The organism is Streptomyces himastatinicus ATCC 53653 (assembly GCF_000158915.1).
Lineage (GTDB): Bacteria > Actinomycetota > Actinomycetes > Streptomycetales > Streptomycetaceae > Streptomyces > Streptomyces himastatinicus.
Genome location: NZ_GG657754.1, coordinates 4,482,547 through 4,500,904, shown reverse-complemented (window position 1 = coordinate 4,500,904; position 18,358 = coordinate 4,482,547). Strand labels below are relative to the sequence as shown.

Annotated in this window: 12 protein-coding genes and 1 pseudogene; 9 read left to right on the top strand and 4 right to left on the bottom strand. The window is 72.8% G+C overall.

The features are described from left to right. Positions 1-188: 188 nt before the first annotated feature. Positions 189-1,457, bottom strand: coding sequence for a nucleotide sugar dehydrogenase (locus tag SSOG_RS18575; RefSeq protein ID WP_009715788.1), 1,269 nt, complete (start codon positions 1,455-1,457; stop codon positions 189-191). 245 nt (positions 1,458-1,702) lie between these two features. On the opposite strand from SSOG_RS18575, the pseudogene SSOG_RS57480 reads away from it, so the two are divergent. Next, positions 1,703-3,410, top strand: a pseudogene (locus SSOG_RS57480) (glycerol-3-phosphate dehydrogenase/oxidase). A 1-nt stretch (position 3,411) separates the two neighbouring features. Here the strand turns inward: SSOG_RS57480 and SSOG_RS18565 are convergent. Further along, the gene (locus SSOG_RS18565; protein ID WP_245606327.1) at positions 3,412-4,602 is read right to left on the bottom strand and encodes a serine hydrolase domain-containing protein; all 1,191 of its coding nucleotides are present in this window, start codon (positions 4,600-4,602) and stop codon (positions 3,412-3,414) included. Between the two features lie 212 nt (positions 4,603-4,814). On the opposite strand from SSOG_RS18565, the gene SSOG_RS18560 reads away from it, so the two are divergent. The 3 genes from SSOG_RS18560 (at position 4,815) to SSOG_RS58450 (ending at position 9,731) form a co-directional block, all read left to right on the top strand. After that, the gene (locus tag SSOG_RS18560; protein WP_039938028.1) at positions 4,815-6,917 is read left to right on the top strand and encodes a serine/threonine-protein kinase; all 2,103 of its coding nucleotides are present in this window, start codon (positions 4,815-4,817) and stop codon (positions 6,915-6,917) included. Between the two features lie 163 nt (positions 6,918-7,080). Beyond that, a complete protein-coding gene (locus tag SSOG_RS58455) occupies positions 7,081-8,058 on the top strand; it encodes a protein kinase domain-containing protein (RefSeq protein WP_009715784.1) in 978 nt (325 codons plus the stop codon). Between the two features lie 263 nt (positions 8,059-8,321). After that, positions 8,322-9,731 (top strand): serine/threonine-protein kinase, encoded by a 1,410-nt coding sequence (locus tag SSOG_RS58450; protein WP_425385421.1) that lies wholly within the window; start codon positions 8,322-8,324, stop codon positions 9,729-9,731. A 5-nt stretch (positions 9,732-9,736) separates the two neighbouring features. On the opposite strand, the gene SSOG_RS18550 is transcribed toward SSOG_RS58450, so the two are convergent. Next, on the bottom strand, positions 9,737-11,305 hold the full coding sequence (locus tag SSOG_RS18550; protein ID WP_009715783.1) for a class I adenylate-forming enzyme family protein: 1,569 nt from the start codon (positions 11,303-11,305) through the stop codon (positions 9,737-9,739). A gap of 160 nt (positions 11,306-11,465) precedes the next feature. On the opposite strand from SSOG_RS18550, the gene SSOG_RS18545 reads away from it, so the two are divergent. The 3 genes from SSOG_RS18545 to SSOG_RS18535 all read left to right on the top strand — a co-directional run bounded on the left by SSOG_RS18545 (position 11,466) and on the right by SSOG_RS18535 (position 14,756). After that, on the top strand, positions 11,466-12,629 hold the full coding sequence (locus SSOG_RS18545) for an acyl-CoA dehydrogenase family protein (RefSeq protein ID WP_009715782.1): 1,164 nt from the start codon (positions 11,466-11,468) through the stop codon (positions 12,627-12,629). A 9-nt stretch (positions 12,630-12,638) separates the two neighbouring features. After that, entirely contained in the window at positions 12,639-13,676 is a 1,038-nt protein-coding gene (locus tag SSOG_RS18540) for an acyl-CoA dehydrogenase family protein (protein ID WP_009715781.1), read from the top strand. A gap of 483 nt (positions 13,677-14,159) precedes the next feature. Further along, positions 14,160-14,756 (top strand): ATP-binding protein, encoded by a 597-nt coding sequence (locus SSOG_RS18535; RefSeq protein ID WP_039938025.1) that lies wholly within the window; start codon positions 14,160-14,162, stop codon positions 14,754-14,756. A gap of 272 nt (positions 14,757-15,028) precedes the next feature. On the opposite strand, the gene SSOG_RS18530 is transcribed toward SSOG_RS18535, so the two are convergent. Beyond that, positions 15,029-15,955 carry a cyclase family protein gene (locus SSOG_RS18530; RefSeq protein WP_009715779.1) on the bottom strand — a complete coding sequence of 309 codons (927 nt, stop codon included), beginning with the start codon at positions 15,953-15,955 and terminating at the stop codon, positions 15,029-15,031. A 98-nt stretch (positions 15,956-16,053) separates the two neighbouring features. On the opposite strand from SSOG_RS18530, the gene SSOG_RS18525 reads away from it, so the two are divergent. Both SSOG_RS18525 and SSOG_RS18520 read left to right on the top strand, forming a co-directional pair. Beyond that, complete coding sequence (locus tag SSOG_RS18525) at positions 16,054-16,965, top strand: SDR family oxidoreductase (RefSeq protein WP_009715778.1); 912 nt, start codon at positions 16,054-16,056, stop codon at positions 16,963-16,965. A gap of 11 nt (positions 16,966-16,976) precedes the next feature. Next, entirely contained in the window at positions 16,977-18,314 is a 1,338-nt protein-coding gene (locus tag SSOG_RS18520; protein WP_009715777.1) for an acyl-CoA dehydrogenase family protein, read from the top strand. The last annotated feature ends 44 nt before the right edge of the window (positions 18,315-18,358 follow it).

The window sequence follows — 18,358 nt, the reverse complement described above, 5'->3', positions numbered from 1 at the left end:
TACACCCGCGCCGACGGGCGGCCGTGGGGAGCGCCGATGACGTTCACCGCCGATGTGCGCTCGGTACCGTCGGGCGCGGTCGCGTTCGTGGCGGGCGGGCTGGGCCTGATCGCGCTGGCGGCCGCCCTGCGCCTGCGGACCACCCGGCGCCGGGCGGCGGACGGCGGTTAGGCCCTGTCCGGCGGGCTTTACAGCCGGTGGACGCCCGCCGGGCTGGCGCCGCGGGTGTCCAGCAGCAGCTGGGCCTTGGCGGCCAGGCCCTGGAGGTCGTACGTGCGGTGGTGCTGGAGCAGCACCGTCAGGTCGGCCTCGGCCGCCGCCTCGTACAGCGCGTCCGCGCGCGGCACCGGGCGGCCCAGGACCCGCCAGCCCGGCACATACGGATCGTGGTAGCCGAGCTGGGCGCCCAGCTCCATCAGCCGGGCGGCGATCTCGCGCGCCGGGGAGCCCTCCTCGTCCGCCACGTCCGGCTTGTAGCTGACGCCGAGCAGCAGGACATGGGCGCCGCGCGCCGACTTGCCGTGCTCGTTGAGGAGCGCCGTACAGCGCTGGGTGACGTAGCCCGGCATCCGCCCGTTGACCTGCTGCGCCAGCTCGACCATGCGCAGCGGGAGGCCGAGCCCGCGCTGCGGGTGGGTCATCCCGTCGCATTCGATCGGCGCGCCGTGGCCGCCGACGCCGGGGCCGGGGCGGAAGGACTGGAAGCCGAACGGCTTGGTCTCGGCGCAGCGCACCACGTCCCACAGGTCGACGCCGTTGTCGTGGCAGAACGCCGCCATCTCGTTGACCAGGGCGATGTTGACGTGCCGGTAGTTGGTCTCCAGGACCTTCACGGTCTCGGCCTCGCGCGGCCCGCGGGCGCGGACGACCTTCTCGGTGAGGCGGCCGTAGAACGCGGCGGCCGCCTCGGTGCAGGCGGCGGTGAGGCCGCCGATGACCTTGGGGGTGTTGGCGTAGCCGTAGACGCGGTTGCCGGGGTCGAGGCGGCCGGGGGAGTAGGCGAGGTGGAAGTCGCGCCCGGCCCGCAGCCCGGATCCCTCTTCCAGCAGCGGGCGCAGGAATTCCTCGGTGGTGCCGGGGTACACGGTGGATTCCAGCAGAACAGTGGTGTGCGGGCGCAGCCACCCCGCCAGCGTGCGCGCCGCCTCGCCGACCGCGGACAGATCAAGACGGCGGTCCTCGCCGAGCGGCGTGGGGGAGCAGATCACGGCGGTGCGGACCCGGCCCAGCTCGGCCGGGTCGGTGGTGGTCCGGAAGCCGCCGGAGATCATCCGGCGCAGCTCGGCGGCGGTCAGCGAGCCGTCGCCCGCCCCGGTGGGCAGCCGCCCGGCCCGCAGCTCGTCGGCGGCCCGGGAGTCCGGGTCGTAGCCGATCGTACGGACACCGGCGGCGGTGGCGGCCTGGGCGAGCGGGAGGCCGAGATGGCCGAGTCCGATGACGGCGAGATCTGCGGGCATGACTTCGAGCCGTCCTTCCCGAGGCGATTCCGGATGGCGCAAAGGCAGACTAAGCGGAAATATGACTCGTATTCAGTATTGACGGAGGGTGGCGACGCGGTGTTGCGGTCACCGGCAGGGGACGGCCCGTGCGGCGGCCCGCCCAGGACCCGGACCGGCATGGCACAGCGGCATGGCACGGCGAGGAGAGAGCCAGGAGAATCATCAGGCGAGCGTCGTGACGTCGATCACAACGGGAGGCAGCGGTGAAGACACCGGCACTGGGACCGGCCGAGCGCGGCGAGGCGCTGGCCCGGATGGCGGACCGTGAGCTGGACGTACTGGTCGTGGGCGGCGGCGTGGTCGGCGCGGGCACCGCGCTCGACGCCGCGACCCGCGGCCTGGAGACCGGACTGGTCGAGTCCAGGGACTGGGCCTCCGGCACCTCCAGCCGCTCCAGCAAGCTGGTCCACGGCGGCCTGCGCTATCTGGAGATGCTCGACTTCGCCCTCGTCAGAGAGGCGCTGAAGGAACGCGGACTGCTGCTGGAGCGGATCGCTCCGCACCTGGTCAAGCCCCGTCCCGTTCCTCTACCCGCTCAAGCACCGCGGCTGGGAGCGGGTCTACGCCGGGGCGGGCGTCGCGCTCTACGACGCGATGTCGGTCTCCTCCGGGCACGGCCGCGGGCTGCCCGTCCACCGCCATCTCTCGCGCACCCGCGCGCTGCGCGTCGCCCCCGGCCTCCGCAAGGACGCCCTGGTCGGCGCGCTCCAGTACTACGACGCCCAGGTGGACGACGCCCGCTTCGTCACCTCCCTGGTGCGCACCGCCGCCCGGTACGGCGCGCACGTCGCCAACCGGGCCAGGGTGGTCGGCTTCCTGCGCGAGGGAGCGCGTGTCGTCGGGGCCCGGGTGCACGACCTGGAGCAGGGGGGCGAGTTCGAGGTCCGGGCCCGCCAGGTGGTGAACGCCAGCGGAGTGTGGACGGACGAGACCCAGGCGCTGATCGGGGAGCGCGGCCAGTTCCACGTCCGCGCGTCCAAGGGCATCCACCTCGTGGTGCCCAGGGACCGCATCCACTCCTCGACCGGGCTGATCCTGCGCACCGAGAAGAGCGTCCTGTTCGTGATCCCGTGGGGGCGGCACTGGATCATCGGCACCACCGACACCGGCTGGGACCTCGACAAGGCGCATCCGGCCGCCTCCAGCGCCGACATCGACTACCTGCTGGAACACGTCAACGAGGTCCTCGCGGTGCCGCTCACCCGCGACGACGTCGAGGGCGTCTACGCCGGGCTGCGCCCGCTGCTGGCCGGGGAGTCGGACGCGACCAGCAAGCTCTCGCGCGAGCACACGGTGGCCCATCCGGTGCCGGGCCTGGTGGTGGTCGCGGGCGGCAAGTACACGACGTACCGGGTCATGGCCAAGGACGCCGTGGACGAGGCGGTGCACGCCCTCGACCGGCGGGTCGGGCCCTGCGTCACCGAGGACGTGCCGCTGGCCGGCGCCGTCGGCTACAACGCGCTGTGGAACGCGCGGGCGCGCATGGCCAAGCGCACCGGGCTGCACGTCGCCCGCGTCGAACACCTGCTGAACCGGTACGGCGCGCTCACCGAGGAGGTGCTGGAGCTGGTCGCCACCGACTCGTCGCTGGGTGAACCGCTCGCCGCCGCCGAGGACTATCTGCGCGCCGAGGTCGTCTACGCCGCCTCCCACGAGGGCGCCCGCCACCTGGACGACGTCCTCACCCGGCGCACCCGCATCTCCATCGAGACCTTCGACCGGGGCACCCGCGGCGCCCGAGAGGTGGCCGAGCTGATGGCGCCGGTGCTGGGCTGGGGTCCTGAGCAGATCGACAAGGAGGTCGAGCACTACGAGAAGCGGGTGGAGGCGGAGCGCGAATCGCAGCGGCAGCCGGACGACCTGACGGCGGACGCGGCCAGGCTGGGCGCACCGGACATCGTGCCGCTGTAGGTCAGCGGTCCGGGCAGAACTCCGCCGTGAGCAGGGCGGTCTCGGCGTCCGGGTCCGGCTGACCGGCGCTGTTGAGGCGGTAGACGAGGGTGTGGCGGCCGTCGCGGGTCGACACGGCCAGCGCATACGAGCCGTTGATCTCGCCGTTGTGCCCCCACACCGTCGTCCCGCACCGCAGCGGCATCGGGAACAGGCCCATCCCGTACCGGCCGCCGGAGGCCGAGGTGTCCTCCATCCGCCGCAGCTGGGCCTTCGGCACCACCTCGCCGCGCAGCAGGGCGTCGAGGAAGCGGGACAGATCGTCCAGCGTGGAGATCATCTCGCCCGCGGCTCCGGCGGCGGACGGGTCGAGGTCGGTGACATCGCGCCAGTCGCCGCCCCGCGCGTCGTACGCGTGGCCGTGCGGCGCCGGGAGCGTGGTGCGGGAGCCGGGGAACGAGGTGTTGCGCAGTGCGAGCGGAGCGAGGACCCGGCGCTCGGCCTCGGCGGCGTACGAGCGACCGGTGACCTGCTCGACGATCATGCCCAGCAGGACGTAGTTGGTGTTGGAGTACTGCCACTTCGCGCCGGGAGCGAAGGACGGGGGGTGGGCGACGGCGGCCCGTATCAGGGAGGCGGGGCTGTGCGTCCCGCCATCGGTCCCCGTGGCGTCCGTACCGTCCGTGCCCTCCGTACCGTCCGTGCCCTCCGTGGCCGACAGCTGACGCGCCAGCACCGGGTCGGCCGTGTAGTCGAAGAGCCCGCTGGTGTGGGTGAGGAGCTGGCGGAGGGTGATTTTTCGGCCATTGTTGCCATGGCCGCGGACCAGTCCCGGGAGGTGTTCCTCGACTGTGTCGGCCAGGTCGAGCCGCCTCTCGCCGGTCAGACGCAGCGTCACCGCCGCGATGACGGTCTTGGTGACGCTGCCCGCGCGGAAGTGATCGTCCCGCTGGATGCGCCGCCCGGTCCGGGTGTCCGCGACCCCCGCCGTGGCGAACCGCGTCGCGCCCCCGTCCCGTACGAGCACCGCCGCCCCGGGCGCCTCGCCGTCGGTCACCAGCCCCCGCAGGGCCGTCCGTATGGGGCCCTCCTCGCGGTCGGCCGCCTCCCGGCCACCGCTCGCGCTCGGCTGCGCGTCCGCCTCCGCCGTACGGCCCGTACAGCCCGTCAGTGCGACGGCCGTGGCCGCGACCAGCGCCATGACGGTCGGCATACGGCCTCGCCTGTGCCATCGTATGGCGGAGATGGGCATGACACGGGCCTTTCCGTTCCCTGCGGACCCTCCGATGTTCGCAGGTGCCGGAACGGCCGCCGCACCGTGCCCGCTCCGCGCCCGGACCCCGGGCTTTCCCGGGGTCGTGGATGAGAGACAATGGGGGCTCTCCCAGGGTGGGTTCAGGGTGGGTTGATTTGCAGAGGGGTCGCATGTCGGAGGCTGAGAAGACGCAGGGTTCGACTGGGCGCCTCCTCGCCGGGCGTTACCGGCTGGGGGAGATTCTCGGTCAGGGCGGCATGGGCACCGTCTGGCGCGCGAGCGACCAGACCCTTGGCCGTACGGTCGCGGTCAAGGAGCTGCGCTTCCCGTCCAGCGTCGAGGAAGACGAGAAGAGACGGCTCATCACCCGCACGCTGCGCGAGGCGAAGGCGATCGCCCGGATCCGCAGCAATGGTGCCGTCACCGTCTATGACGTGGTCGACGAGGACGACCGCCCCTGGATCGTCATGGAGCTGATCGAGGGCCGCTCGCTCGCCGACGTCGTCCGGGACGACGGGCCGCTCACCCCGCAGCGTGCCGCCGAGGTCGGGCTCGCCGTCCTCGACGTGCTGCGCGCCGCCCACCAGGCGGGCATCCTGCACCGCGACGTGAAGCCGTCCAACGTGCTGATCTCGGACGACGGCCGCGTCGTCCTCACCGACTTCGGTATCGCCCAGGTCGAGGGCGACCCGTCCGTCACCTCCACCGGCATGCTCGTCGGCGCGCCCTCCTACATCTCCCCGGAGCGGGCCCGCGGCCACAAGCCCGGCCCGCCCGCCGACCTGTGGTCGCTGGGCGGCCTGCTGTACGCGGCGGTCGAGGGCGTACCGCCGTACGACAAGAGCACGGCCATAGCGACCCTCACCGCGGTGATGACCGAGCCGGTCGAGCCGCCGAAGAACGCGGGCCCGCTGGAAGAGGTCATCTACGGCCTGCTGAACAAGGACCCCGACCAGCGGCTGGACGACGCCGGGGCGCGGGCGCTGCTGGAGCACGCCCTGAGCGCCCCCCAGGACACCGCGAAGACCCCGCCCGCCGACGCGACCCGCACCATGAGCCTGCCGCCCGCCCCCTCGGCGGAGGACGAGGCCGCCGCGGGGGCCAAGTCCGCGGCTGTCGCTGAGCGGGCCCGGGGTGCGCTGAAGTCCGCACGGAACGCGAAGGCCGAGCAGAAGAAGGCCGTGCAGAAGGCGGATACGGCGAAGAAGCCGGAGACGTCGAAGAAGGCCGAGTCGGCGAAGTCAGCGGCCTCCGCGCAGGCGGCGCAGTCCTCGAAGGCTTCGGACTCCTCGAAGTCCGCGCCGTCCCCGCAGTCGTCGGAGAAGGGGGAGGCGGCCGCCGGTTCGGCCGCTTCCGCTTCCGTTTCCTCCTCCTCTTCGTCCTCCGGTTCCGGGACGCCCGAGGGCGGGTCCGGCCCGTACCGGCCGGTGCCGCCCCGCGCGCCGATCACCGATGTGGTGTCCAAGCGGACGCTGATCATCATCGCGGTGGTCGTGGTCGTCATCGTGGGCACCGTGCTCGCCATCGCCTTCAGCGGCGGCGACGACGGCGACAGCGCCAAGGGCGGGTCCGGCGCCAAGGCATCCGCCTCCTCCGGGACATCGGGCGACGACCGGCAGAACGGCAAGGACGCCGGTTCGTCCGGCAAGGCGAACACCCAGGCGCCGGACGGCAAGACCTCCGGCGGATCGACGGAGCAGACGGACGCGGACGCGTCCAAGAGAGACGACGCGGACGACGGCGGCAAGGGCAAGGGCAAGGACGACAGCGGGGACGACGGCGGAAGCGGCGGCAAGGAAGAGGGCAAGGGCGCCTCCGTGCCGTCCGGCTACGAGACCGTCAACAGCTCCGACTTCCCCTTCACCATGGCGATGCCCAAGGGATGGTCGGTGCACAACGGGAGCTACAGCGGCAGCCGAAAGTACTACGGCGGCTCCAGCATCCCGCGTATTCAGATCGACTTCACCTCCTCCCCGAAGCCCGACGCGGCGGCCGAGTGGCGCAAGGGCGAGGCCGCCGCGCGCAGCAGCATGTCCGGGTACAAGGGCCTGGGCATCAAGTCGGTCGAGTGGCGGGGCTACCCGACCGTCGCGGACTGGCAGTTCGAGCGTGACCAGGACGGCAAGCACGTCCGCGTGCTCAACCGCGGCTTCAAGGTCGACGACAGCCATGGCTTCTCCATCATGATCACTTGCGAGGCGAGCAAGTGGGACGAGAAGGAGTGCAGGACGCTGCGCGACACCGCGTTCAAAACCTTCGACATCACGGACTGAGCACTCCTGTCGGCGAAGCGTCGCGCGGGCCCGTATCGTGAGTGCCCGTAGACCGTGCGCAGTCGCATGAACCCGCCAAAACGACCACAATTGACGGCTTAGCGCTGTGCTGATCGCATAAAGGGACGTTGATTCGCGCTGATCGTGCGCTAGGGGAGGCGTCGTGGACGAGTACGCGGGCCGGGTGCTGGCCGGCCGCTATCGCCTGCCCCTGCCGCCCGCCGACGCGTACGAGTTCGCCGAGATCCGCGCCTTCGACACCTACAGCGGACAGCCGGTCCACCTGCGGCAGATACCGCTTCCGGAAGTCGTCGACGCCGAGGTCGTCGACGACGACGGCCACCCCGGTGGGGCGCTGAACGGGACGTCCCGTACCGCCCGCGGCGGCGGCGATCCCGCCGTACGGCGCGCCCTGGACGCGGCCACCGCCGCCGCGCAGGTCCCCGACCACCCGAGGCTCGGTCAGGTCTTCCACGTCTTCGCGGAGGCCGGAAGCCTGTGGATCGTCAGCGAACTCGTCGCCGGGCGCCCGCTCGCCGCGCTGCTCACCGAGCAGAACCTGTCCCCCCACCGCGCCGCCGAGGTCGCCAACGATGTGCTGACGGCGCTCCGCGCGCTCCACGCCCACGGCTGGACGCACCGCAACATCACCACCCGCACGGTGCTGTTGTGCGACGACGGCCGCGCGATGCTGACGGGCCTGGCGGCGGGCGCCGCGGAGGAGGCGCTGTGCGGCTACGACCCGGTGCCGGGGCCGCCGGACGCGGACGCGGGTGCGGGTGCGGGCGCGGCCGGGCCCGGTGCCGGGCCCGCGTCGCCGCGGGGCACGGCCGCCGAGGACGAGGGGTACACCCCCACGCCGCCCGACGGCACTCCCATCGGCGTCACCCCCACCCCGGCCCTCCCGCAGGGTTACGAGAGCGCCGCCCCCGACCAGCGGCCCGGCGGGCGCGGCCCGGTCTACCGCGACCAGGGCGCGGCGGGCGGCTTCCCCGCTCCGCGCCCCGCGGGCGACGCCGACCGGGGGCCCGGGCCGGGCGCCTGGGACGGACCGGGCGCCTGGGACGGATCGCAGGAACCGGACGTCGCATGGGCCGTCGACGGGTCGGGGCACATTCCGGTGCAGGGGCGCGGGCGATGACGTACAGTGTGGCCGCCCGCGGATGACGCGCAGGGCGCTGCCGCGCGCGCCGCGCGGGCGAAAGGCCATTCGCCGCGTACGCGGCAGGAGCCCGTGCGGCCGCCGCACGGATGGGCGTCGACGCCCCCCAGCACCCCGTCCAGGACCCGGAGCCGCTCACCGGCGGCGGCGCGCCCCGGCCCGGCACCGCCTCCGGTTTCGATTCCGCTTCTGATTCCGCTTCTGATTCCGGTTCCGCTTCCCGCGCGCCGGAAGGCGCCACCGTGCCCCGGCAGCCGAACCGGGAGGACGACGGCGGCTCCTGGGACGGCGGCGGTACGGCGGACGACGGCCCGCCGCGCGGCCCCACCACCGCGCTCGCCGCCGAACGGGCCCGGCAGGCGCGGATCGTCGTGGTCGGCGCCGTCACCGAGCGCTGGGCGCCCGAGCAGGCCGGTCCCGTCCACGAGAACTGGCGGCTGGCCCCGCCCGTCGGCCCCGCCGCCGACCTGTGGGCGCTCGGCGTGCTGCTCTTCCGCGCCGTCCAGGGCCATGCCCCGTACCCGGAGGAGAACGCCGCCGAGCTGGTGCAGATGGTGTGCGCGGAGGCACCCGCCTACGCGGAGGAGTGCGGTCCGCTGCGCCCCGTCGTCGAGTCCCTGATGCGGCAGGACCCCACCGAGCGGCCCGACTTCGAGGAGCTGCGCGGCTGGCTGCGTTCGCTGATCAGGTCGGCGCCGGAGCCGGATGTCGGCAGCAGTACGGTCACCGTTCCGTCGATCGGTCCGGGCGGCGCGTCGGACCCCAAGCGGCTGCCCATCGTGCGCCGCCGCGGCTGGCTGGTGCGCAAGGGCCGGGCCCGCCCGGACCGGGCGGCGGCCGCGCACGGGCGGCACAAGCGGGCGAAGCAGGCCGCGCGCGAACCGGCCCCGGCCCCGCGGTGCGAGCAGGCCCCGCGCCGGGAGCAGGCCCCCGGCCGCAAGCCGCGCAGGCTGGGGCGGGTGCTGCTCCTGCTGATACTGCTGGGCCTGGCGGCGGCGGTGCTGTACGCGATGATGTTCATGCCGCGCTCCGAGGACACCGGCGGCCAGGACCGTACGGGGTCGGCGGGCGCGGGGAGCCCGGCGCCCACCAGCGCCCACGACCCGGCGTCACCGTCGTCCGAGGAGGACGGCGAGGGCAGCGGCGGTTCGTCGGATCCGGGGTCCGACGCACCGCAGTCCACCGAACCGGACGGTCTCGCGAAGGGCTTCGCGGTCCGCAAGGACCCCAAGGGCTTCGCCGTCGCCGTCCACGAGGGCTGGACCCGGCGCGGCGAGAACGCGCGCGGCCAGATCCGGTACATCGGCGGCGACATCGAGCTGGTGATCGTGGCCGGGCGGGACAAGGTGTCCGAGTTCGGCGCCGACCCGATGGCGTACCAGCAGAACCGGGAGGCCGAACTGGCCGCCTTCCGTGACTCGGCGTGGGCGTCGTCCTCGGGGCTGAAGCGGATCGACGTCGGGAAGACGGCGATGGCGGAGGGCCAGTTCAGCTGGCGGGACAGCAGCGGCCGCAATGTGTACGCGCGCAACCTGGCGATGCTGATCGGCGGCCGCTACCACGTGATCCTGGCGATAGGCCCGGCCGATGAGCGCCGCGCGGTGAACCAGCACTTCGAGCAGGCGACGGCCACGTACAGCACGTCTGGCTGACCCCCCTAGCGGACCGCACCCCCGAACCGCTCCCTCAGCCGGTACTTCAGCACCTTCCGCAGCGTCTCGTTGCGCGGCAGCGCGTCCACCACCTCGACCCGCTCCGGCACCTTGTGCACCGACAGCCCCACGTCCCGCAGATACGACCCGACCCCCTCGACCGTCAGCGGCGCCGCCCCCACCGGCTGCTCCACCACGGCGCACACCACCTCCCCGCGCTCCGCGTCCGGCAGCCCGATCACCGCCACGTCCCCCACATCCGGGTGCCGGTACAGCAGTTGCTCGATCTCCTTCGCGGAGATGTTCTCGCCCTTACGGATGATGATGTCCTTGGCACGCCCCGTGAGCACGAGATGACCGCTTGCCGTCAGATGGCCGAGATCGCCGGTGCGCAAGAAGCCGTCGGCGTCGAATGCCTCCCGGGTCTGGGCCTCGTCCAGATATCCGGCGCACACCGCCTCGCCCCGCAGCCGCACCTCCCCGTCCACGACGCGGATCTCCATCTCCGCGGGCGGGCGCCCCTCCGTCGTCGCCAGCAGCTCGGCACTGTCGTCCGGCGAACCCATGGTGATCATGGGAACCTCGGTCATCCCGTAGCCGTGGGTCAGTTGGCACCCCAGCTCCCGCACCACCTCGTGGTACAGCGCGGGCGGCTTGGGGGCGCCGCCACCGGCCAGCAGCCGCAGCGTCGGGATGAGCCGGTGCGCGGGATCCTTGCGCTGCTCCGCCAGGAACATGGAGTAGAAGGCGGTGCTGCCGCCCGCGACCGTCACCCCGTGCCGCCGGTACGCGGCCAGGGAGTCCGGCAGCGCGAAGTGCTCCAGCAGCACGGCGGGGAAGCCGTACAGCAGCAGCATCACCGTGTAGTCGGGCCCGGCGACATGGGCGTACGGGAAGGCCATCGACCCGATGTCGTCCGGCCTGAGCCGCAGCGCGTGGGCGAGACACGACCCGGCGGCGATGAGGCTGCGGTCGGTGTGCAGCACCCCCTTGGGGTCGGAGGTGGTGCCCGAGGTCCAGTAGATCCAGCGGACGGCGGTCCCGTCGGTGGGCGGCGGCGGCAGCTTCGCCGCCTTCGGGTCGGCGACCGGAAGCGCGTCGTACGCCTCGAAGACCCGCGGCGGCTGCGGCAGCCCGGCGGCCAGCCGGTGCGCCATCGCCGTATGGTCGAAACCGCGCCAGGCCCCGGGGACGGCGAAGAAGCGCGCGCCCGAGGCCCGTAGCGCGTACCCCACCTCGCGGTCGCGGTAGTACGGGATGAGCGGGGTCTGTACGGCGCCCAGCCGGGCCAGCGCCATGGTCAGCACGACCGTCTCCAGCCGGGTGGGCAGTTGCCAGGCGACCCGGCTGCCGGGGCCCACCCCCATCGCGTACAGCCCGGCCGCCGTGCGCTCCGCGCGGGTGCGCAGCGCCCGGAACGTCAGCCTCCGGTCGTGCCGTCCGCTGGCGGCGGCCTGGATCAGCGCGGGGGCGTCCGGGGTGAGCGCGGCGCGCCGCTCCAGCAGTTCCCACAGCGTCGCCGATGCGCCGAGGGCGTGTGCGGTGTCGGTCGTCCCGGCTGCGGTGTCGGTCATCCCGGCCTCCCGTGACCATGAATCTGACGGTTAGTCAGATAATGCGGGAAGCGTAAGGCCGTCCGTCTTGTCGGTCCAGGGGGCGCGGATTAGCCTTCCCCTGCCGCCTGATCTGACGTCACATCAGAAAGTCACATCAGAAAAGGGAGGACGGCCGCCGATGGATCTCGCCTTCACGCAGGACGAGGAGGACTTCCGGCACGGACTGCGCGCCTGGCTCGCGGACGTCCTCCCCACCCTGCCCGACCGCCCCGACCCCGCCGACTGGCCCGCCCGCCGCGCCTACGACTGCGGCTGGCAGCGCATGCTCTACGACGCCGGATACGCCGGACTGCACTGGCCAAAGGACGCCGGAGGCCGGGGCGCCACCCCCACCCAGCACCTGATCTTCCTGGAGGAGACCGAACGCGCGGGCGCGCCCTACGTCGGCGCCAACTTCGTCGGACTGCTCCACGCGGGCCCCACCATCGCCGCCGAGGGCACCCCCGCCCAACGGGCCCGCTGGCTGCCGCCGATCCTCCGCGGCGACCAGGTCTGGTGCCAGGGCTTCTCCGAACCCGACGCCGGATCCGACCTGGCCTCCTTGCGCACCCGGGCCGAACGGGACGGCGACAGCTACGTCGTCAGCGGCAGCAAGATCTGGACCTCGCACGCCGAGGTCGCCGACTGGTGCGAACTCCTGGTGCGCACCACGCCCATGGGCCCCGGGACCCCGAAGCACCGGGGCATCACCTGGCTCGCCCTGCCCATGGACGCGCCCGGCGTGACCGTACGGCCGCTGCGCACCCTCGCCGGGACCGCCGAGTTCGCCGAGGTCTTCCTCGACGAGGTGCGGGTGCCCGTCGACCACCGGATCGGCGCCGAGAACGACGGCTGGCGGGTGACCATGGTGACCCTCTCCTTCGAACGCGGCACGGCCTTCGTCGGCGAGGTCATCGCCTGCCGACGCGTACTGGAGGCCCTCGCCCGCACCGCCAAGGCCAACGGACGGTGGGACGACCCCGTGCTGCGGCGGAGGCTCGGGCGGATCGCCGCCGCCTGCGCGGCGCTGTGGCGGCTCACCCAGTGGAACGTGAGCGAGGCGCAGCGCACCGGCGGGGTGCCGGGCGTCGGCGGCTCGGTCTTCAAGCTCCGCTTCTCCGAGGTGCGGCAGGAGCTGTACGAGGCCGCCGCCGAGGTGCTGGGCCCGGACGCGCTGGACGCCGGGCACGAATGGGTCGCGGACCGGCTGTCGTCCCTCTCGTACACCATCGCCGCCGGAACCTCGCAGATCCAGCGGAACATCGTCGCCGAGCGCATCCTCGGCCTGCCGAAGGGGCGGTGACCCGGACCCATGGACTTCCAGCTCGACGACGACCAGCGGGCACTGCGGGACGGGATGCGCGACCTGCTGGAACGGCGCTTCCCCCGCACCCGGTTACGGACGGTGGTGGACGGCCACGGCGATACGGCGCCGCTGGACCGCGCCCTGTGGCGGGAACTCGGCACGGCCGGATTCTTCGCGCTGCGGCTCCCCGAGGCGGCGGGCGGGGTCGGGCTCGGGCTGCCGGAAGCGGTGCTGGCCATGGAGGAGGCGGGCCGGACGCTGCTCCCGGGGCCGCTGGTCGCCACCCAGCTCGCGGCGGGCCTGGGCGCCGGTAACACCGTTGAGGGTTCGGCCGAGGTCGCGGCCGCGAATGCGGTCGAGGGCGCCGCCGAGGGCGCGGCCGTGGTCACCGCGCTGGACCTCGGGCCCGGGGCGGACCGGCTGGTGGAGCATCTGGCCTCGGCCGACGCCGTGCTGGTGCTGAGCGGCGAGGACGCCGAGGTGCTTCCGGCCGCCGCGCTCGCGGACCCGGCACGGCCGATACGTTCCGTCGACCCGGCCACACCGCTGCACCGCGTGCACCCGGCCTTCGAAGCCGTGGCGGGCACCGGGGCCGTGGGGGCCGCCGCCCGGCTGCGCCGCGAGGCGGCCCTGCTGACCGCCGCCCAACAGCTCGGCAGCGCCTCCCGTACGGTCCGGATGGCGGTCGATCACGCCACGGCGCGTACCCAGTTCGGCCGCCCGATCGGCGCCTTCCAGGCCGTACAGCATCTGTGTGCGCGGATGCTCGTACGCGCCGAATCAGCCAGAAGTGTGGTGTACGCCGCCGCGGTCACAGAAGAGGCGAGGGACATAGCCGCCGCCAAACTGCTCGCCGACGAGGCGGCCGTCCACAACGCCCGCGACTGTCTTCAGGTGCACGGTGGAATGGGGTTCACCTGGGAAGCCGATGTCCATCTGCACCTCAAGCGGGCCTGGGTGCGCGCCGGTCAGTGGCAGACGGCGGCCGCGGCCGAGGAGGAACTTGCCGCCGGACTCCTGTTGACCGGTGAAACAGGTTTGTAACCGGGCTCCATGGATACGCCTGAATTGTTGGGATGTCGCATTCTCTGGGGGAGATCCCGGAGGCTTTGAGGTGACCGAGCGTTGATATCGGGTTGTTTCCTAGGCGTGACTCGTCACAGGGGGGAGTCGGGCTCCGGCTCGGGTACTCTCCGTTGGGTGCGAGCGGTTTTGGGGTGCAACGAACCCGGCGTGGCCCGTGAGGCGACTCCGGGCACGCCGATGTGCCCCGCTCGCACGGGGCGCGCTCCGGTCTTGCCTCGCTGTTCGAGTCCTCGGGGCGTGCGTCGCACAGTATGCCCCACGCATACTCCTTGGCGCTGGAATATGACCGAAGCGCTTGTTGGGGTGACTGTACGTCAACCATGCTCTCTCGCAAGGGGGTACCGCCCAGCGGCAGCTGGGGGAGAGTCACGTTCCGTGACCTCTTCGAGGGCCTCTTGGAGGTATGAGGCGATGTGTCCGCCGGTTCGGATGGTGTGAGCGGTGCAGGTGCTTCAGATGCAGATGGAGGTCCGGCCCGACCCCGCGGAGGTGAGCCGTGCCCGTCGGTGGGCGCGTTCGCGGCTCGCCGGGTCCGGTATCGGAGCCGACGAGCCGCTCGCCGAGACGTTGATCCTGCTCATCTCCGAGCTGGTCACCAACGCCGTGGTGCACACCGGCTGTCCCGCCGTGCTGCGTATGCGCTTCCCCGCGCAGAGCGGCGCCACCGGCGGTGACGGTGCCGATGGGCCCTCCGCGGACAAGGGGCCCGATCTGGGCACGGTCCGGGTCGAGGTCGCGGACGCCAGCGCCCGCGCACCGCGACAGCGCCGTGCCTCTGAGGAGGCCACCAACGGCCGCGGGCTGGAACTGGTCGACGGGCTCGCGGACCGCTGGGGCTGGCAGCCCGAGGGCGCGGGCAAGCGCATCTGGTGCGAGATCGACCGCGATCGGCCCGGGGAGTGCGCGGACGGCGCGGAGCGCGGCGAGCGTGGCGATCACGGGGCGCACGAGAAGTCGCTCCTGACGGGACATGGCGCCTCCCGTGCTCCCTCGCATCTGAGGCGGACCCCACAAAGTCCAGACCAGGTGTTGACGTGACGTGGCCGAGTGATCACTCTAGGATCAGCGATTCGTCGCGAGGGGACGCCGAGGTCCATGTGGTCCCAGTGAACCGTGTGTTCACGGGACCGAACCTTGGCGAGTGCGGGTCGCGGCCCGGCGCCTGATCAGGGCTCGGCGCCGGAGCCGGGTGGCGGTGCGCGATGCCGTGCTCGGGGTGTGCATGAGCGCACCGCCGCCCGATAGACCCGTCCCGCCCGTCCCCTCGCGCCCGCCCGTTCGTCGCGGCGCGTTCTTCGTTCTTTTCGGTGTCAGAGGATCGCCACGGGCGCGACCGGGGCGCCGGTCCCGCCGCTGAACGGCTCGGGCGTGGCCGACAGCAGAAAGGCGTAGCGCCCCTCCTCGGCGCAGGCCGCCGACAGCTCCTCCAGATTCCAGTTCTGGCCCTGCATCATGCCCATCTCGACCAGGTCGAGGGCGTGGACGGGCAGCCACAGGTTCTCGATCTCCGGTGGAATGATCTCGAAGGTGAGCGTGTCGTTGGCGACCGCGGCCACGTCGCGGGCGTGGAACCACTCGGGCGTGCGCAGCGACAGGCCCGGCGACGGAAACGCGTACGCCTCCCTCTCGCCCGCGAGATACCGCTGGATCTGCCCGGTCCGTACGAGCACGATGTCGCCGGGCCGGACGCTGGTCCGGGCCAGTTCCTCGGCGGCGGCGAGGTCTTCGGGGGTGACGACGTGCCCCTCGGGCAGCCGGTCCGCGCCCCGGGCGCGCGCGACGTCGAGCAGCACCCCGCGCGAGACGATGTGCCGCGCCGTGTCGATGCCGCTGAAGGCCGCGCGGCCCTGGGCAGTGACGGACGCGGCGGGGCGGCCGTTGTAGAGCCTGCCGGAGTGCGAGACATGGGCCAGCCCGTCCCAGTGGGTACCGGCCTGAAGCCCCATCGTCACGGCGTCGTCGCTGGTGGCGACCGTGCCCGGGCCGAACATCTCGGCGTTCACGGCGACCATGGTGTGCAGCGGATTGACCCTTCCCGGGACCATCCCGGTCTGGATGCCGTCCTGCCGCAGCGGGACCGCGAGCGGGACGCGTCGGCCGGTGCGCACTGTCGCCGCGGCGTCCCGGACCACGGCGTCGGTGATCAGGTTGAGCGTGCCGATCTCGTCGTCGGCGCCCCAGCGCCCCCAGTTGTTGACGCGCTGGGCGATGTGGTGGAACTCGGGCGGCAGCGACATGGCGCCTCCTTCGGTCGGTTCCGTTCCAGGGCTTGTACTCGGGGCGGGTCTGCTCAAAAATCTAACGGTCCGTCAGAAACTGCGGGAGGGGACGCGACGTGGGCAACTTCTTGGACGGCAAGGTGGTCGCCGTCACCGGGGCCGGGCGCGGCATCGGACGAGCCGTGGCCCTCGCCTGCGCGGCCGAGGGCGCGAAGGTCGTCGTCAACGACTACGGCGTCTCGATCGAGGGCGGCGCACCCACCAGCGAGATCGCCGAAGCGGCGGTCAAGGAGATCGTGGCCGCGGGCGGAGAGGCGGTCGCGGTCGCCGACGACGTCTCCACCATGGCCGGGGGCCAACGGATCGTGGACACCGCCGTCGAACGGTTCGGACGGCTCGACGGCGTCGTATGCGTGGCCGGAATCCTGCGCGAACGGATGCTCTTCAACATGACCGAGGAGGAGTGGGACCCGGTCGTCGCCACCCACCTCAAGGGCACCTTCACCGTCTTCCGCGCCGCGTCCGCGGTGATGCGGCGGCAGCGCTCCGGCACCCTGATCGGCTTCACCAGCGGCAACCACCAGGGCAGCGTCGCCCAGGCCAACTACGCCTCGGCCAAGGGCGGCATCATCTCGCTGGTCCGCAGCGCGGCGCTCGGCCTGCACAAGTACGGCGTCACCGCGAACTGCGTCGCCCCGGTCGCCCGCACCCGCATGTCCGCCAATGTGCCGATGGAACTGAAGGAGATCGGCGAACCGGAGGACGTCGCGGCCCTGGTCGTCTACCTGCTGAGCGAACGGGCCCGCGCGGAGAAGATCACCGGGCAGGTCTACACGATCGCGGGCCCCAAGATCGCGGTCTGGGCCCAGCCGAGGGAACTGCGCGCCGGATACGCCGACGGCGCCTGGACCCCGGACAAGATCGCCGACTTCCTGCCCGGCACGGTCGGCACCGACCCCATGCCGCTGTTGGCCCAGCTCGAAGCCATGGCCCAGGCCGCCGCCGCCCAGCAGCGCCCCAACGCGTAAAGGGGGAAGCGGTGGACTTCGCCTTCGGGCCCGGGGACGAACGCTTCCGCGACGAGGCACGCGCCTGGCTCGACGCGCACCCGACGGGCACGCATCCGACGGGCACGCATCCGACGGGCACGCGCCCGACAGACGAGCATCCGACCGGCGCGCATCCGACCGGCCGCTCCACCGAAGCCGCGAACACCGCGGCGCAGCGCGCCTGGGAACGCGAACTGGGCGGCGGCGGCTGGATCGGGCTCGGCTGGGACCGGACCCACGGGACCTACGGAAACCGGGCCGCCACCCTCACCCAACAGGTCGTCTGGGCCGAGGAATACGCCCGCGCCGGAGCCCCCGCCCGGCTCGGCCACATCGGCGAGAACCTCCTCGCCCCCACCCTGCTCGCACACGGCGACCCCGCCCAGCGCGCCCGCTTCCTGCCCCCCATCGCCCGCGGCGAGGAACTGTGGTGCCAGGGCTACAGCGAACCCGACGCGGGCTCGGACCTCGCCGGAGTGCGCACCCGCGCCGACCGCGACCCGGGCGACGGGACGTACCGCGTCACCGGCCAGAAGATCTGGACCTCCCACGCCCGCGAAGCCGACTGGTGCTTCGTCCTGGCCCGCACCGAGGAGGGATCACAACGCCACCACGGGCTGTCCTTCCTGCTGGTGCCGATGGACCAGCCGGGACGCGTCGAGGTCCGGCCGATCCGGCAGCTCACCGGCACCGCCGAGTTCAACGAGGTGTTCTTCGACGGGGCCCTCGCCCACCCCGACCACCTCGTCGGCGGCCCGGGCCGGGGCTGGAGCGTGGCCATGAGCCTGCTCGCCGTGGAACGCGGAGTCTCCACCCTGGTCCAGCAGATCGGCTTCGCCCAGGAACTCGGCCGCGTCATACGACAGGCCCTGGAGACCGGCGCCGCCCGCGAACCCGTACTGCGCGACCAGCTCATCCAGCAGTGGGCCGAGCTGAAGGTCATGCGCTGGAACGCCCTGCGCATGCTGGGCGCCGCCGGGAACCCCGCCTCCGGGGGCCCCACCCCCACCCCCTCCCCTCCCACCTCCTCCGCCCCCGCGCCCTCCTCTCCCCATCGGTCCGCTCCGCATGACGCCGGGGCGCCCAGTGTGGCCAAGCTGTTGTGGGGCGGCTGGCATCGGCGGCTGGGCGAGCTGGCCGTGCAGGTGCGGGGCACCGCGGCCGCGCTCGGCCCGGTGCGCTGGACCGAGGGCCGGCCGTATGAACTCGACGCCGCGCAGCGCCTGTTCCTCTTCTCCCGCGCCGACACCATCTACGGCGGCTCGGACGAGATCCAGCGCAACATCATCGCCGAGCGCGTACTCAACCTCCCCAAGGAGGCTCGATGAAGGCGTACGAGCAGAAGACGTACGGGCACTGGATCGGCGGCTCC

What these genes read in the sequence shown, in the direction of transcription:
- SSOG_RS18575 (WP_009715788.1), bottom strand. Translation starts at nt 1,457, where the DNA reads ATGCCCGCAGATCTCGCCGTCATCGGACTCGGCCATCTCGGCCTCCCG.
- SSOG_RS18565 (WP_245606327.1), bottom strand. Translation starts at nt 4,602, where the DNA reads ATGCCGACCGTCATGGCGCTGGTCGCGGCCACGGCCGTCGCACTGACG.
- SSOG_RS18560 (WP_039938028.1), top strand. Translation starts at nt 4,815, where the DNA reads ATGTCGGAGGCTGAGAAGACGCAGGGTTCGACTGGGCGCCTCCTCGCC.
- SSOG_RS18550 (WP_009715783.1), bottom strand. Translation starts at nt 11,305, where the DNA reads ATGACCGACACCGCAGCCGGGACGACCGACACCGCACACGCCCTCGGC.
- SSOG_RS18545 (WP_009715782.1), top strand. Translation starts at nt 11,466, where the DNA reads ATGGATCTCGCCTTCACGCAGGACGAGGAGGACTTCCGGCACGGACTG.
- SSOG_RS18540 (WP_009715781.1), top strand. Translation starts at nt 12,639, where the DNA reads ATGGACTTCCAGCTCGACGACGACCAGCGGGCACTGCGGGACGGGATG.
- SSOG_RS18530 (WP_009715779.1), bottom strand. Translation starts at nt 15,955, where the DNA reads ATGTCGCTGCCGCCCGAGTTCCACCACATCGCCCAGCGCGTCAACAAC.